At 38.4% G+C, this 18,283-nt stretch carries 5 protein-coding genes; 2 read left to right on the forward strand and 3 right to left on the reverse strand.

The annotated features are described in order from the left end of the window. Positions 1 to 185: 185 nt before the first annotated feature. Together H6G75_RS07840 and H6G75_RS07845 are read left to right on the forward strand one after the other, a co-directional pair. Positions 186 to 3,494, forward strand: a complete 3,309-nt coding sequence (locus H6G75_RS07840; protein ID WP_190979374.1) for a GAF domain-containing protein — start codon at positions 186 to 188, stop codon at positions 3,492 to 3,494. Positions 3,495 to 3,567: 73 nt separating this feature from the next. After that, entirely contained in the window at positions 3,568 to 4,173 is a 606-nt protein-coding gene (locus H6G75_RS07845) for a DNA-3-methyladenine glycosylase (RefSeq protein ID WP_190979375.1), read from the forward strand. 186 nt (positions 4,174 to 4,359) lie between these two features. On the opposite strand, the gene H6G75_RS07850 is transcribed toward H6G75_RS07845, so the two are convergent. From H6G75_RS07850 to H6G75_RS07860, 3 genes are all read right to left on the reverse strand, one after another. After that, entirely contained in the window at positions 4,360 to 6,624 is a 2,265-nt protein-coding gene (locus H6G75_RS07850; protein WP_242051475.1) for an ATP-binding protein, read from the reverse strand. 41 nt (positions 6,625 to 6,665) lie between these two features. Continuing rightward, on the reverse strand, positions 6,666 to 12,062 hold the full coding sequence (locus tag H6G75_RS07855; protein ID WP_190979376.1) for an ATP-binding sensor histidine kinase: 5,397 nt from the start codon (positions 12,060 to 12,062) through the stop codon (positions 6,666 to 6,668). A 76-nt stretch (positions 12,063 to 12,138) separates the two neighbouring features. After that, on the reverse strand, positions 12,139 to 18,081 hold the full coding sequence (locus H6G75_RS07860) for an AAA family ATPase (RefSeq protein WP_190979377.1): 5,943 nt from the start codon (positions 18,079 to 18,081) through the stop codon (positions 12,139 to 12,141). Positions 18,082 to 18,283: the final 202 nt, after the last annotated feature.

Raw genomic sequence — 18,283 nt, forward strand, 5'->3', positions numbered from 1 at the left:
TATAAAATACTGAGATTTTTTTCTTAAATAAAATAATGTAAAAACCTGTAACAAAAACCTAGGAGTATTCACTGTATTTTGACCGTGGTTTTACTGTAGACAAATACATTATATAAAATTCACAATATTTTTAGATTTATCGCTGACAAGATATTTAATTTCAAAAATTTTTAAACTTAAAAACAATGTCCCAACTAGCAGATCCAAACTTGCGGACAAGACTTAATCAAGAGAGTCTTCTACGCCGGATAACAAATCGGATTCGTCAAACATTAGAGTTAGAAGAAATTATTACAACCACAACAGCAGAAGTACGCTGTTTACTGGGGACTGACCGAGTAATGATTTATCAATTTCATACGGATGGTACAGGTAAGGTGGTGGCTGAATCCATTCATGAACAGCGTTTACCTTCGTTGTTGGGGCTGAATTTTCCCGCCGATGATATTCCGCCTCATGCGCGTGAATTGTTTATTAAATCTAGGGTACGTTCGGTTGTAAATGTAGAATTGCAACAGATTGGTCACAGTTCGATGAGTGTTTTAGAAACGGGGGAACTGAAACCGGAAGATATTCGTTATCGCCCTGTAGATCCTTGTCATGCAGAATACTTAACGGCGATGGGGGTGAAATCCTGTGTCGTCGCACCGATTTTCCATCAAAATCAACTTTGGGGATTGCTGGTATCTCATCATTCCCAGGCGCATTCTATTTCACTTTATGAATTAGAAGCGATGCAAATGGTTGTAGATCAATTATCGGTGGCGATCGCCCAAAGCAATCTTCTCGCCCAAGCCCGCGCCAAAGCTGAACGAGAAAGTGTAATTAATCGCATTGCTACCCTGCTACATTCCCTCCCGACAATTGTTTTACAACCAGCCTTAGAAGCGGCTGTCGCCGCCTTTCAAGGTGTTGGTGGGAGATTGTGTATGAGAAACGAAGCTTTTCAAGCGTCTAATAATCAAATTAAAAGTTTGAAAGAATGTTTAATTCCAGGGAGTGACTGCATTCAAATTTACACCTGTGGACAACAGCCAGAAATTCCCCAAGATAATATTTATCCCTTAATGGAGCAGTATAACGTCTGGCAAGAACATTATCAGTCTGGTGAATATGATGTTTGGGCAATTGATGATATTTATCAAACAGCTAGTTTGCGAACTTTGCAACCAACTTTTAAATCAACTAAAATTCGCAGCTTGCTGATGATCCCCCTGTATTATCGTCAGCAGTTAGTTGGCTATTTAAGTATCTTTCGTAATGAAATCGATACAGAAACCTTGTGGGCTGGTCAATTTGACAGCGATCGCCGCCAGTTGTATCCCCGGTTATCTTTTGATGTTTGGAAAGAATCAAAAACAGCCCAAGCGCAACAATGGACAGACGCAGATATTGAATTAGCTAGAGAACTTGCTAAACATTTTGCCTCAGCAATTCAACAATATGAACTTTATCAGCAAGTACAAGGTTTTAATCAGAATTTAGAACATCAAGTAAAAAGACGCACAGTTGAACTAGAACGCACATATCAACAACAACAAGCCGTATTTGGCGTGATTGCTAAAATTCGGGAGTCGTTGGATGTGGATCAGATTTTTCAAATTACCACCAAAGAAGTTTGTCAGTTAATCAAAGGCGATCGCGTTTCGGTTTATCGCTTTACCGAAGATTGGGGCGGTGAATTTGTCGGCGATTTTGAAGCTACTAGCCCCCATTGGACAAATGAAAGCAAAATAGGGCTAAATACCGTTTGGAATGACACCTACCTGCAAAAAACCGAGGGAGGACGTTACCGCCACAACGAAACATTTGCTGTGGATGATATCTATCAAATTGGCTTTAACCAGTGCCATTTAGATAATCTAGAGTATTATCACATTCATGCTTTTGTTTTAGCTCCTATTTTTGTTGGGCAAAAACTCTGGGGTTTACTTTGCACCTATCAACATACTGGCCCCCGCGAATGGAAACCTTCGGAAGTTAACTTTCTCAGTCAAATCGCCGCCCAATTAGGTGTAGCCCTGCAACAAGCCCAATTACTGATGCAAACTCAGCAACAAGCTGCTGATTTGCGAAAAGCCGCCGAACAACGGCAAATATTATTTGAAGTAGTGACTAAATTGCGGGAATCTCTAGATTTAGATACGATTTTTAGTGCAACAGCCCATGAAGTGCGACGGACTTTAAATGCTGACCGAGTTGTAGTTTATCGCTTTGACCCCAATGCAGAACTAGATACGGGTGAAGTTGTAGCAGAGGATATTTTACCTGGGTTTGTCTCAACACTTGCTTTAAAAATTCAAGACACTTGCTTTAAGCAGAAATATATTGCTTTGCATCGTCAGGGAAGAGTGCATGTGATTACTGATGTTCACAACTCTGGACTTAACCCTTGTTATTTAAACTTATTGGAAAAACTTCAGGTACAAGCCAATTTAGTAGTTCCCTTAGTCAAAGGTTTAGAACTCTGGGGTTTATTGTGTATTCACCAATGCGCCCAACCGCGAGACTGGGAAATTTCCGAAATTCAATTTACTACCCAAGTCGCCGCGCAACTTTCTGTCGCCCTAGAACAAGCTGATTTACTAGCGCAAACCAAACTGCAAGCCCAAAAATTAACCGCCGCCTTGCATGAGTTACAAGCTACCCAAACTCAACTCATCCAAACCGAAAAAATGTCTTCACTCGGTCAGTTAGTAGCTGGTGTGGCTCATGAAATTAATAACCCCGTAAATTTTATTTATGGCAATTTATCCCATGTGCGGGAGTATGCAGATGATTTACTGGGAATGCTCAACCTTTATCAAAAACAATATCCTAAACCTAGTGAGGAAATTAGCGATCGCCTGGAAGATATTGATTTAGAATTTCTCTCACAAGATTTACCCAAAACTCTCGCTTCTATGAGCGTTGGTGTAGAACGCATCCGCCAAATCGTCATGTCCTTGCGGAATTTCTCTCGCCTGGATGAAGCGGAAATGAAGGTAGTAGATATTCACGAAGGCCTAAATAGTACCCTGCTGATTTTACAGCACCGCTTAAAGTCGAAATCCGATGGTGCTGACATTCAAGTTATTCAAGAGTATGGTGATTTGCCATTGGTAGAGTGTTATGCAGGACAACTCAACCAAGTATTTATGAATGTCTTGAGCAATGCGATCGATGCTATAGAATATCACCCAGAATCCACCTCAGTTACTCATCAACCTCAAATTTCCATTCGCACTACCATTGGTAACATGAACAAAAATGTGCCAAGCGTGGTAATTTACATCAAAGACAATGGATTAGGCATACCAGAAGCCGTCAAAACAAGAGTCTTTGACCCATTTTTCACCACTAAACCTGTAGGTAAGGGTACAGGTTTGGGACTATCAATTAGTTACCAAATCGTGGTAGATAAGCATGGTGGTATTTTTCAATGCGATTCACAACCAGGGCAAGGTACAGAGTTTCGCATTGAAGTTCCCATCCAGCAGAGTATTCATACTTGAAGTGCTGAGTTTTAAGTGCTGAGTGCTGAGTGCTGAGTGCTGAGTAAAAATACTAACCTCTAGCCCCTAGTCTATGACATCTGACATTGATGCAATTTGGCTGACTCGTTCCTCAACTTTAGTGGCTCCTGAATTGATTGGCTGTACTTTAGTAAGACAAATGCCCGATGGTAAGATTTTTCGGGGAATAATTGTCGAAACAGAAGCCTATGCACCCGATGATCCAGCAATGCACGCTTATCGTAGTCGGACTACTCGCAATCAGGTAATGTTTGAGGCGGCTGGAAAAGCTTATGTGTACTTAATTTATGGTGTTTACCACTGTTTGAATGTGGTAACTGACAGAGACGGAATTCCTAGTGCGGTGCTTCTTCGCGCCTTGGAGTTAGAGCAAGTCCCTACCTGGGTTGATCATCAAGAAAAACTCAAACCGCATCGCATCGCCGCCGGGCCAGGTAAACTTTGCCGCGCTTTGAAGATTGATTTGACATTGAATGCAACACCCCTAGAATTTGGTCAACCCCTCTGGTTAGAACACCGCCAGCCTGAGTTTCAACAACAGCTAGAACAGGGAAATCTCTCGTTAATTCAGACTACGCGCATTGGTTTGACTAAAGGTGTAGACTTGCCTTGGCGCTGGTATTTATGGAATAGTCTGGCTGTGTCGAAAAAAGGATAGATGTATTATTTGGGCGATCGCGCCAATATTTATATATTAAAAATATATAGCAGCAGCCAAGTTGCTTAGGACATCGATAAATAATAAAACTGAGACACTAAAAAGCTTTGAAACCTGTCACCTGTCCCCTATTACCTGTCCCCTGCTATACTACTTCAGATAGATGACTTTTGCTGATATCTGCAATCAAAGTCTGCGGTGAGTTTGTACAGGCAAAGTAATCACAAACTCTGTGCCTGTGCCTAATGTAGAATGACAATTAAGCTGACCTTGATGTAATTCAGTCACAATTTGATAACTAATAGATAAACCCAATCCAGAACCTTTACCCACATCTTTGGTTGTGAAAAATGGGTCAAATATTTTTGTGATTATAGTATCGGGCATTCCCAAACCATTGTCTGCAATAGAAATCATAATTTGGTTTTCTGATAATACTTGAGTATGAATCAAAATTTGATGTGTATGACGCTGCTGATTTACTGTTTCTAAGGCATCAATAGCATTAGATAAGATATTCATAAATACTTGATTGAGTTGTCCAGGATAACAACTAATTAAAGGTAAATCACTATATTTTTTGACTACTTCTATGGCTGGTTTTTGTGCTTGCTCTTTTAGGCGATTTTGCAAGATTAATAATGTACTATCAATGCCCTCATGAATATTAACTGCTTTAAATTCGGACTCATCTAACCGAGTAAAATTACGTAGTGATAGCACAATTTCTCGAATTCGCTCTGTGCCTATTTTCATTGAAGCCAGCGTCTTGGGCAAATCATCTAGGGTAAATGCCAAATCCAGTTTTTCAGCCTCGATTTGAATTTCGTCCACTGGATGTGGATAGTAATGCTGATAGAGTTGGATAAATTTTGACAAATCTTGAATGTAAGTTTCGATATGGGTTAAGTTCCCATAAATAAAGCTGACAGGATTATTAATTTCATGTGCTACACCTGCTACCATCTGACCCAAAGCAGACATTTTTTCACTTTGAATCATTTGGGTTTGGGTACGTTGCAATTCTTGAAGTGTTTTTTGTAATGTTGTGGTGCGCTCCTCAACTTTGAGTTCTAAGGCATTATTTACTTGTTCTAGTTCAATAAAAGAAGTCTTTAACTGACTTACCATACTGTTGAAAGAACTAGCGAGTTCTCCGAGTTCATCTTGTCGATGAGTATCTAGATTAATTGCAAAGTCACCATTAGCAAGTTGCTGACTAGCAATGGTCAATTGTTGTAGAGGTGTAGTGATTTGTTGTTGTAAAACCGACAACAGCAATAACACTTCAATCAGCAACGCCACAGCACCAGACATTAAAATAAACTGAGCCATATCCCAAGCTATCCCCGATAGTAATGATTTGGGATAAACTGTCACAAAATACCAGTTTGGGCCTTTTAAACGAGTCACTGCTAGATATTCACGGTCTTGACTATTGTCTAAAACTTGGGTTTCTGCTGAAGTGTTGCTGACTAACTGAAAAATCCGTTGGAGATGGGGATCGTAAATTGCATCAATTTTGAGCTTTCCTTGCGCTTGCTGAATTTCCTGAGTGTGGTGGGGATCGACAATTAAACGACCATCAGAGCGAAAAATGAGATTGTATGTACCGGGTAATTGATCCTCCGTCGTATGCTGTATCAGATCGCTTAAAACCACATCATGTCCCACAATTCCCAAAAAGCGATCGCCCTGATAAACTGGGACAATTGCCGACACCATCCAGACTTTTACACTTGGGTCAAGATAAACACCTGTCCATTTTGGCAAGCGGGCTGGGTTATGTTGAGGATCGGCAATATAAAAATATTCTTCATTTGGCAGATAGACATCAGGCGGTACCTGTAAAGCCAACGGTACGCCATTCCAATAATTAACTCCTGTATTTTCTGGTGTGAGAAAATATGTATCGACAAATCGATTAGACCAAGCAGCCCCATAGGCAGTAATGACTTTGTTAGCTATTAACATTCGCTGCTTGAGTTCTGTAGTTAGCTGCACATTGCGACTAATGATGGAACTGGGATATCGAGTGGAATCAAATTCTTTAATCGGTCGATTTTGGGGAAAATTACGCCGAGTACCATCATTCCAGGAAAAATACTGCCGTTCAAATTCAGCTTGGATATCAATATTAGTAGGTTGCTGAAATTCTACCAATAAGCGATCGCGCAACGAAGTCAAGTTATCTTGTGCCAATTGAAAGATGCTACTTTCTTGCTCCCCTCTTTCTTTGATATATTTTTCTAATTGTGCTTGAGTTTGGCTTTCTAAACGCGACATCATATGAACATAACTCACCCCAGCAGATAGGAGTACCACTACTGTGACTCGCACTGCCATATTCATCAGTGTTTTGTGGGTGAGTGAATTCGGGCATTTCTTCAGCCAAGAAAAACCTCTTAAAGACCACTGTTGATGGAGAATTTGTCTAATTTGGACAACCATAGCGTAGGAAATCTCAGGAAAATTCTGAAAGTTTGTTGATTTTATAGCGGCAAATGGATGACAAATTCAGTCCCTTCGCCTGGTTGAGAATTAACTTCAATTACTCCACCGTGGCTTTCTTCAACGATTTGTTTAGCGATAGCCAAACCTAAGCCTGTACCTTTTCCTACGGCTTTAGTAGTAAACAAATGGTTAAATATTTTTTGTTTAATATCTGCACTCATGCCCTTACCATTATCAGCAATAGCAATTTTCACTAAATGGTTTTCTAAGGAAGTTGTAATGGTAATGCGGTTAGGATTGGCTTGAATTTCCTCAAAACTACGGTCACAGTTCAACTCCTCTAATGCGTCAATAGCATTAGCTAAAATGTTCATAAATACCTGATTTAATTGCCCAGGGAAACATTGAATCTGTGGTAAATTATCGTAATTGGTTATGACCTCAATTGCTGGACGTTGTTCGTTAGGTTTGAGACGATGTTTGAGAATTAAAATGGTGCTATCAATACCTTCGTGAATATTAAATGGTACTTTGTAATCTCGATCAGTCCGAGAGAAAACGCGGAGTGAAGTGCTGATATTTTTTAATCTGTCGCAAGCCATTGTCATAGAATCCAGGATTTTAGGCAGGTCTTCTATGGTATATTCCAAATCAATTTCAGACTCGTGGTCGAGGATCTCTTCAGTTTTATCGGGTAAAGTTGCTTGATAGATTTTCAAGTGAGCGATGATATCGTTAAATGTCGGTTTAGCTTGTTTGAGACTGGCAGCAATAAAGCCCAAAGGATTATTCATTTCGTGAGCGACACCAGCCACTAAGTTACCCAATGCAGACATTTTCTCACTTTGAACGATTTGTAATTGTGCTTGTTGTAAGTTATCTAATGCCTGTTCTAGCTGTTGGGCATAATCCTGAGAACGTTGATAAAGTCGGGCATTTTCTAGGGAAATTGCGGCTTGGGCGCAGAGTAAATTTAACAGTTCGACGCGATCGCTTGTAAACACCCCCGTCACTAAATGATTTTCGAGATATAAAATACCCAGCAATTTACCTTGATACAAAATTGGGCTACACAAGATACTCCGGGGCTGTTGGCGGATAATATAAGGGTCGTTAATTAAGCTGGGATCGATTGTTGCATCCAATAGCACCATAGTCTGTTGACTGTGCTTGACTTTGTAAATTAGCTTGTGGGGAATATCCTGGCTGTCTTCAATGGGAAGACTTTGCAATACAACTGGCTCATAACCCTGGATAATTGAACCTTGAATTACTAAATGATTGTCTTGCAACAGCATTAACGCACATTTATCAGCCCCAGCATTCTCGATGATGATGGAAAGTAAGGATGCAAGTAGTTTTTGGAGTTCGATGACACCAGAGAGGGTTTGAGATGCTTTGAGAATTGCTTTTAAATCGAGGGAATCTGAAACACTGCTGCTAGTGCTAGAACTGGAAGAACTACTAGATGTCACACTACTCAAAGCAAAGATAGTTTCGTTACTAGAAACAGCAGAACGGATTGGCTGTAATATAGGCGCAAGCAATTGGGGATAACGTCTTTCTAAGTCAGCAACTTTGGCTTTGGCTCCCCAACAGGCATAGGCATAGTAAGCTTGGGTCATGTATTCCTGCGCGATGCGGTGTTTGCCCCAATCAAGATAGAATTTTGCGGCTAATTCATGAGCCAATGCTTCTTCTTGGATGTATTCGTTAGCTTTGGTTAGGGAAATTGCCCGGTCGTACAGGTCAATAGCTTCTGCAATTTTTCCTAGCACTCGACATTTTTCTGCTTCTACCAAAATATATTTATGTTCAAAGTTGGTAGGTGCATGAACAGCCCAGACTTTCATGAGTTTTTGATTGATTTCTACTTGCTCTAGTAGGGATTGAGACTGTTGGTTTAGGGGTGATATGCTTCTGACTTCAGATGCTTGTAAATCAATACGCTGGGACAGCAGAGCAAGAGAATAATAAAAGTTGTGGATTGCCACAGTTATTCCAATCCCAGCATCAGCGTAATTTGCTGCATTGAGCGCCGATGTCACCGCAGCAGAATCATCGGCGAATAAATAGCTGAGAATAGACTTAGCTAAATATGCTGTAAATGGCAGTGAGCGATCGTTCCCGGCACAGTAAACAGGTAGAAGTTCATGCTCATCAAAATGCTCACCTGATAATTGCTTTGGCTCAGTGCTATCTTCCAATAAATTAGCAACAAGTTGTTGCCAAATTTGAGCATTGACCAGAGAGTGAACTTGTTGAATCGGCTGCAAAACTTCAAGGGCAATCTTTTGGTTTTGTTGCAAATCTGTTAAAGTTTCTCCGGCAAGAAACCTATAGGTACAGCTATGGGCAGTTGCATAACTAGCATACTCAATATCACCCATTTCAAAACCGACTTGACTAGCTTTTACTAATGCTTCTATCGTGCCAATTAGAGGTTCTTTCCAAGGTCGAATAAAAACATTAAATAAATTCTTGACTTTGCATTCTAATTCTCTAGCAGAAAATCGCTCTAATACTTCCAAGGACAGCAAACCAGAGTAGTATCCTTTATCTAAATCTTTCTCAAATGCACACAGTAATATGCCATAAAATACATAGGCAAATGCTGTCAGCGATGTGTGTCCTTGTTTTAAGCTTAAATCAATCATTGTCAAGACAATGGGTGAGAGTAGCTCTGGTTTTGTTGTGTAGGCTGGAGGAAAAATTGCCATAAGTATACGCATGACAGCAATTTGATGGGCATCTTGCATCACTGGCAATGATTCGATTGTGTGCAATTTTGGTAGGTGAATTGCTGAAGATGCAGGTGCATAATTTAAATCGACACCTAGAAGTTCCAATGCCAAAATTCCTACATCCAGTGCTTTTGGCATTTCTGACTGAGCCGTATACATTTGAATTTGCAGCTCATAAATTTTTATGCGATCAAGTAGGCTGGTTGCACGCTCTAAAACAAGATTAGCTAAACTTTGGGCATAGGCAAAGTTGATGTTAAGATATTCTGCTTTAATCGCAGATTCATAAAGAGATACAGTTAGCCTATAGTCGCTTTGCCAGCTATCAGTATCTAGAGACTTAACTCCATTGTGGAAATATTTAGCAGCCGCACTATAGGCGGTTGCTGTCAGGGCTTTTTCGCCAGCCATGAGGTTTAATTGTGCTAATTGATGTTTTTGGAACTTAGTGGCGATTAACTCTCTAGCTATATTCAAATGATTGACAATATCAAAAATATTTTCTGCTTGTTTTTCTAGAGATGTATGCTCTAATAATAATTGTCCAATCTGGTAATGTGTTTCCTGCTTTTTATCTTCGGGTATTAGTAAATAGGCAGCTTGTTGGACGCGATCGTGTAAAAATTTATATCTAACATTCTCTTGATTTTCTTGTGCTAGTGCTTGATTCTCTTTACCAAGATAAAACTTATAAACATCACTGATTGGTAAAACTAAGCCTTCTTGCAATGCTTTCCACAAAGCATCAGATGTTGCGATGGCTGATTGTTCTGAAACAATAGCTAAAGTATCTAAATCAAAAGAGTTACCAATGCAAGCAGCAAACTGTAATACCTGCTGCGTTGATAAGGGGAGTTTTCGCAATTGAAGACTCATGAAATCTACAATATCATCTGTCACAGCTTGAGTTTTGACTTGAGCAATATCACACTGCCAACAGCCTAATTCCAAATCAAAGTGAATCAGGTTTTCATGATGTAATGCTTTCAGAAACTGTGTCACAAAAAAGGGATTACCTTGAGTTTTTTGATATATCAATACAGAAAGATGCCATGACGTTTCTTCTGTACATTTGAGGGTGTCAGCAACTAATTGATTTACTTGTAATTGGCTTAGTGGTGCTAAGGTAATTGTATGAATTGTTGCATTTGCCTTTTCTATATCACTCAAAGTCAACATTAATGGATGTCCAGCATTGACTTCGTTATCTCGATATGCCCCAATGATAAACAGATGACTGGTATCAGTCATTAACAACTGGATTAATTTTAGTGATGCTGAATCTGCCCATTGTAAGTCATCGAGAAATATGACTAAGGGATGTTCTTTAGTTGTAAATACTTGAGTAAATTTTTGAAATAACAAATTAAATCTATTTTGGGCTGCTGTTCCTGATAGTTCTACGGCTGGTGGTTGTTCACCAAGAATGTTTGCTAATTCAGGAATAACTTCAATGATAACTTGTCCATTTTCCCCAACAGCTTCGAGAATTTTATTTTTCCATTGCTGAATTTGAACATCGCTTTCGGTTAATAATTGCCCGATTAAATCACGAAATGCTTGTACAAAAGCACTGAGAGGAATATTGCGTTGAAATTGGTCATATTTGCCTTTGATAAAATAGCCACGTTGTCTGAGTATTGGTTTATGGACTTCGTTGACAATGGCTGTTTTACCAATTCCAGAGAAACCAGCAACAAGCATCATTTCTGTTGTGCCAAAGCTGACTCTATCAAAAGCTTGTAACAAGGCTGAGACTTCGCTTTCTCTGCCATAAAGTTTATCAGGAATGATAAAGCGATCGCACACATCCCTAGTAGCAATTTTAAAGTTGCTAATCTTCCCAGTTTCTCTTAGTTGCTGTAAACATTGTTCTAAATCAAACTTCAACCCTAATGCGCTTTGATATCTATCTTCAGCATTTTTCGCCATCAGCTTACTGATGATTTCTGAGAGAATTGATGGAATTCTTGGATTAATTTCTTGGACTAATGGTGCGGTTTTGGCAATATGAGAATGTACCAATTCGATTGCATCATTAGATCGGAATGGTAATTCTCCAGTGAGTAACTCATAAAAAGTTATGCCCAAGGAATAAAAATCTGTGCGATAATCAATTCCGCGATTCATTCTCCCTGTTTGTTCTGGAGAAATATAAGCTAGTGTCCCTTCTAAAACATTAGGATTGACGAGGGTTTGAGTTTCTCGTGGTAATAAAGAGGCAATACTAAAGTCAATTAATTTTACTTGTTTAGTTTCGGGATTAATTAAAATATTGCTGGGTTTAATATCTTTATGAATAATCCGATCGCGGTAAAGTAAATCTAGTCCGTTGCAAAGTGCGATCGCAATTTCTAAGAATTCCTCTAGAGATGTGACACTCTGATTTTTGGTAAAATAATTCTTGAGCGAAATTCCCCCAAAGTCTTCCATAACTAACATATAGCCATTATTCAAGGGTTCCAGGCTATAAGTTTGAATAATTAAGGGGGAGTTGAGATTTTTGGCAATTGTGTATTGATTGCGAAACAACAACAGTTCGCTAAAACTAGGATAGGAATTTTTTAGCAGCTTGATGACTACTGGTAAGGAATCATTTTCTCGATATCCTCGATAAACCAGTGTACGGGAACCATTATAGAGTTCTTCACTGATGCTATATCCGGGAATCCTCACAAGAGTGCCAATCATACCTCTAAATCCTCAGAATGTTTGGATTTAGTATTCCCAGAATAAATTATATTTATTTACAAATACTTACTGATTTTTATACTGAAATTTGGATACTGAATTCAGTGCCTTTACTTAGCCCGGAATGACAATTTAATTTGCCAGCATGGGTTTCTTCAATAATTTGTCGGGCGATCGCCAAGCCTAACCCTGTACCTTTGCCTACAGCTTTAGTCGTAAACAAATGGTCGAAAATTTTCTGTTTTACCTCTTCGCTCATCCCTGTACCATTATCAGCAATTGAGATGTTTACGTATTTATCTACCATTGAGGTTGTAATTGTAATCCGGTTAGGATGAGCTTGAAGTTCTGCAAAACTCTTACCAATATTGGCTTCTTCTAACGCATCAATAGCATTGGCAATAATATTCATAAATACCTGATTTAATTGCCCAGGAAAACAATTAATTAAAGGTAAATCTCCATAGTTGGTAATCACTTCAATGGCTGGGCGTTGTTCATTAGCTTTCAGGCGATGTTTAAGAATTAAAATTGTGCTATCAATACCTTCGTGAAGATTAAATGGTACTTTGTAGTCTCTATCAGTCCGAGAGAAAATGCGAAGACTTGTACTAATATTTTTTAATCTGTCACAGGCTAAAGCCATCGTATCAACAATTTTAGATAAGTCTTCTAAACTATAATCAAGGTCAATTACTTCTGCATGACCAAGAATTTCTTCTCCAGGGTTGGGTAAAGCTTTTTGATAGAGTTTGAGATGCTCTGTGATATCAGCTAAGGTAGGTTTAACTTGCTGGAGACTAGCATAAATAAATCCCAGAGGATTGTTCATTTCATGTGCTACACCAGCAACTAAGTTACCCAATGCCGACATCTTTTCATTTTGGACTAATTGTAATTGAGTTTGTTGGAGATGTTGGAGTGTTTGTTCGAGTTGGGTGGCTTGTTTTTGGGTTTCAATTAATAAATCTGCTTGTTTGATAGCAACTCCTATTTGTGCGCCAACTTGCTGGGCAAATTGAATTTCAAAAGGTTGCCAATGACGCGGGCGATCGCACTGATGAATACACAGCAAACCCCAAAGTTCGTTGTCTTGCATAATTGGTACTACCAAAGATGCTTTTACCTGGAATTGTGCTAACATTTCTCGATGACAATCGATGACTATATCTGTGTTGATATCATCAATGACACAACAGCGTCCTTGTTTATATAAAGTAGCAAAATTGTTACCAAAGCAATTATCTTCCACTTTCACAGCTATAGCGGAAGTAAACTGAGGTAAAACATCCTCAGCGATAAATTCACCATATTGATAATTGACATTCAGATGAAATTGATAAATTCCCACGCGATCAGCATCAAGAATTTGCCGCATATTTTGGGTAACAGCGCGGAAAATCGCCTCTAAATCTAAAGATTGGCGAATCTGCGTTACCACCTCAAATAAAGTTTGTTGCTGCTGGAGAGTTTGTTGTAGCTGTTGGGCTTTTTCTTGCGATTCTTGATACAGGCGGGCATTTTCTAAAGAGATAGCGGCTTGGGCTGACAACATTTGGATAACTTCGAGGCGATCGCTATGAAAGACACCGCTGGTAATTTGATTTTCTAGGTAGAGAATTCCGACTATATATCCTTGATGAATAATTGGTGTACATAATACACTTTTGGGTTGAATTCTTTGCATATATTCCCCGATAATGCCGGGAATATCTGTCAGACAATTATCAATTACAATTGTTTGTTGAGTATTTTTGACGTAATTAATAATTTTTTTGGGAATCTCTAGGCAGTTATTAATAGTTTGCGAGCTAATTTGAGTTTGAATATTACTTTCGGAATTTGCTTGATTGCTCATTAAAGTAATTGCCTTAACTTGCCAATTGCCTTGTGGTTCTGGAAGAATTAATGCACATTTGTTTGCCCCAGAGTTTTCTAAAATGATTTGTGTCAAACTGGCAATAAGTTGGTTTAATTCGATAGTGCTGGAAATAGTTTGAGCAGACTTGAGGACAGAAGCAAAATTAATGGCATCAGTAATACTAGTGCTATTGGTATTAGATATATTAGCAATTGTTCCAATAGTTTCTAATAAGTTGAAATTGATTTTTTGCGGTTGCTGAATAGATTTGAGTAATTGTGCGTAACGTTTTTCTAAGTCATAAGTTTTGGCTTTGGCTCCCCAACGGGCATAGCAATAATATGCCTCTTGCATATATCCTTGGGCAGCTTTTTCTTTACCCCAATTTAGGTAAAATTTTGCGGCGAGTTCGTTGGCTAGTGCTTCTTCCTGGAGATAACCATTAGTTTGAGCTTCGGTAATTGCTTGCTCATAAAGTTCCTGAGCCACTAAATATTTTTCCGCAATGCGCGATCGCTCGGCTTCGACTAACAAATATTTATGTAAGAAGTTTTCGGAACAACTTTCTGACCAAATTTTGAGTTGGGCTTGATTGATTTCAATTTGCTGCAATACCTCGTTACGCTCTACTTCTGGCAAACTAGGATAGTGTTTGCATAAAATTAGAGAACTGTAGTAATAGTAACCAGCAGAGGTAGTAAATCCGGCACAACTTTGGAGGAATTTCTTTGCCTGGGTAACATAGTGAATGTCGGGCTTGAATCCCGGAATTAAGCAAGCCCGATGGGTTTGCTGAATATAATAAGTACTCAGTGCTGTGTGGGATTTTAATGCTTCAGAACGTTCAACCCAAGCCTGTTCTGCTGTTGCAGCTTGTTCATCTGGAAATTGCGAAATTTGGTTGATAAAGAAACGACAAGCTGTAAGAATACTCAGCATAAAATCATGTTTGAGCTTTTCTCCAATTAGCCAATATTTATCAATATCAGTGGCAATATCTGTTAAGTTTTCACCTTGAAAAAGCCGATTCAAAATATTACCGTAGAGGTTGTATCCAGCATGGATAATTTCTCCTGATTCTAATCCAGCTAGGAACCCTTGATAATTAATTTCTGCTGCTCCTTTGATTGGTTTAGCCCAAACATGAATGGCGTAACCTGCGATAAAGCAAGCCCGTGATTGTTGAAATTTATTATGTAACTTATAACTTAATTGCAGAGCCAGGTTAGCAAACTCTAGTCCGCGTTGGTAGTGATTATGGATAATACCAATCAAAAAACCATAGGAAGCAAATGCTTTAATCGATTCGGCTGTATTACCTTGTTCAATAGATAACCGGACGGCTCGAAATGTGGCAAAACAGTAAAAATCAAAATCGGAGACAATATAGGCTGGTGGTTGCAAAATAATTAACAATTCAATCGCAACTTTAATTTCTGGATTTGTTGCCGCCGGTAAATCTAGTAATGTAGCAATTGAGCGATTTTTTAAGTAGTCTTCAATCACAGCAAACTCTTCTTGTAGCACTTGCTTTAAGGTAGCTCGCTCAATACTAATCCCTAAACTTTGTAATCCGGCTAACCCGGCTTGGATAGCTTGTGCGAATTGCCCTTGCAAAGAATATTGATCAACTTTCAGCACATAAATTTTAGCTTTATCTACATTGGAGTTAGCAAACTCCAATAAAATCAACAGTGTCTCTTCTAATAGTGAAAAATCCCCACTCATTAAGGCGACTTCTGCTAAATAGAAATGCAAATCAAACGCCAGACGATAGGTAGTAGTTTTTGCATCTTGCGTCAGCAAATTAATTCCGGTTTGGAAATAAGTCTTGGCTGCTTCATAAGCTGTGGAAGCTTTGGCTTTTTGTCCAGCAGTTAAATTGAGTTCTGCTAACTGTTGTTGCTCATTTTCTGTTTCAATGAGTAACTTGCCAATGTTGATTTGATTAACTATATCAAAGATTTTCTCTTCTATTTCAGCAGTTGATAAGTTTCCTAGTAATAGTTTACCAATGCGGTAGTGAGTTGCTTGCTTATAATTTTCGGGAATCAACGAATAGGCGGCTTGTTGAATGCGATCGTGCAGAAATTTATAGGTAACAGTTTCCAAATTCTCTGGAGTTAAATGCTGATTTTCTGAACCAATAAAAAACTTATAAACTTCACTTTGGGGTAAAATTAGACCGTTCTGTAAGGCACTCCATAAACAATCTGCCGTTGCAACTTTTGATTGTTGAGAAACAATGGCTAATGTTTCTAAATTAAATTGATTACCAATACAAGCTGCTAATTTTAAAATATCTTGTGTTGCTATTGGCAATTTTTGTAACTGTAATGCTATAAATTCAACAACATCATTGGTGAGCGATCGCTGGTTAATTTCTGCTAGATTGCACTCCCAGTATCCTTGTTGATAATTAAAACAAATCAGTCCATCTTGGTGTAGAGATTTGATAAATTGTGTGGCAAAAAATGGATTACCTTGAGTTTTTTGGTAAATTAACTGTGAAAGTGGTAAAGCTAAAGTGTCTGCACAATATAAGGTTTCAGACACTAACTGATTTAATTTCGATTCATTTAAGGGATGCAGCGTAATTGTTTGAATATTGATATTATTCTTACTAATTTCATCCAATGCTAACATTAAAGGATGTGCTGGTGATACTTCATTATCTCGATAAGCACCAATCAGAAGTAAATAACCAGTATTAGCCTCATTCACTAATGATTGCATCAGTTTTAGGGAGGCAGCATCAATCCATTGTAAGTCATCCAAAAATATCACTAATGGATGTTCTTGGTTGAGAAATAATTTAATAAAATTTTGTAATAATAAATTAAATCTGTTTTGGGCTGCAATACCAGATACTTCAGATGCAGGTGGTTGTTTACCAATAATGAGTTCTAATTCGGGAATAACTTCAATAATTAACTGGGCATTTTCTCCTAATAATTCCGTAATTTTATTTTGCCATTGTTGGATTTTTTGATCGCTTTCGGTGAGTAATTGCTTGATTAAATCACGAAAAGCTTGGACGAATGCTGAAAGGGGAATATTCCGGTTAAATTGGTCAAATTTACCTTTAATAAAATAACCCCGTTGTTTGACAATTGGCTTATGAACTTCATTCACAACTGCCGTTTTACCAATCCCAGAAAAACCTGCAACCAGCATAATTTCCGTTGCACCATTAGCAACACGATCAAATGCTTCTAAGAGAGTTTGAACTTCTTGTTCACGTCCATAAAGTTTTTCGGGAATGATAAAGCGATCGCACACATCCCTTTGGGCAATTTTAAAAGTTGAAATTTGACCAGTTTCTTGGAGTTGGGTCAAACAATTTTCCAAATCATATTTGATTCCCAATGCACTTTGATAGCGGTCTTCGGCATTTTTCGCCATCAATTTCAGGATAATATCTGCAAGCACCTGGGGAATTTCTGTATTGTTAATTTCTGGAGGTTGTTTAGCAATATGACAATGCAGCAACTCCATAACATCGTTTGATTGAAAAGGTAATTCTCCAGTGAGTAACTCATAGAAAGTCACACCCAAAGAATAAAAGTCAGTCCGGTAATCTATGAAGCGATTCATTCTGCCTGTTTGTTCTGGAGAAATATAAGCCAGTGTTCCTTCTAAAACATGAGGATTGATCAGTGTTTGAGTTTCTTTAGGCAATAAAGATGCAATACTAAAGTCAATTAATTTTATTTGTTTGCTTGCGGGATTAATTAATATATTGCTGGGTTTAATATCTTTATGAATAATCCGTTCACGGTAAAGTATCTCTAGACAATTGCAGAGTGCGATCGCTATTTGTAAAAAATCCCTCAGAAATTCTCCATTATTTCCTATTCCCCGACTCTCAACTACCCACTCCTTCAGAGAAATACCCCCAAAATCTTCCATCACCAATACATAGCCATTTTGGTAGGTTTCCAAACTGTAGGTTTGAATGATTCCGGGATAGTTGAGATTTTTGGCAATAGTGTACTGATTACGAAACTGTACTAGTTCACTAAAACTAGGATAAGAATTCTTCAGCAGTTTGATAATTACCGATGATGAGTCAATTTCCCGAATAGCCCGATAAACTAATGTTCTGGAACCATTGTACAGTTCTTCAATCAAGCGATAACCGGGAATAGTAAGCATAATGCCAAACCAGAAATACCAAGCTTATTATTCCCACACGCTCAAAATATTTCACGTTTACAGCAAAAATACTTACTATAGCAATCCTAAATAATATATGAGAAAATACTGAGAGAGCAAAAAGTAAAATTTAAAACTCAAATATACTAGCAGTGATGTGGATGCAATTACTAGAAGATTTTATCAGAAACAGTAAAGAGCC

Origin of the sequence: Nostoc sp. FACHB-280 (assembly GCF_014697615.1) — a bacterium.
Taxonomy (GTDB): domain Bacteria; phylum Cyanobacteriota; class Cyanobacteriia; order Cyanobacteriales; family Nostocaceae; genus Nostoc_B.

What these genes read in the sequence shown, in the direction of transcription:
- H6G75_RS07840 (WP_190979374.1), top strand. Translation starts at nt 186, where the DNA reads ATGTCCCAACTAGCAGATCCAAACTTGCGGACAAGACTTAATCAAGAG.
- H6G75_RS07845 (WP_190979375.1), top strand. Translation starts at nt 3,568, where the DNA reads ATGACATCTGACATTGATGCAATTTGGCTGACTCGTTCCTCAACTTTA.
- H6G75_RS07855 (WP_190979376.1), bottom strand. Translation starts at nt 12,062, where the DNA reads ATGATTGGCACTCTTGTGAGGATTCCCGGATATAGCATCAGTGAAGAA.
- H6G75_RS07860 (WP_190979377.1), bottom strand. Translation starts at nt 18,081, where the DNA reads ATGCTTACTATTCCCGGTTATCGCTTGATTGAAGAACTGTACAATGGT.
- H6G75_RS07850 (WP_242051475.1), bottom strand. Translation starts at nt 6,624, where the DNA reads ATGGTTGTCCAAATTAGACAAATTCTCCATCAACAGTGGTCTTTAAGA.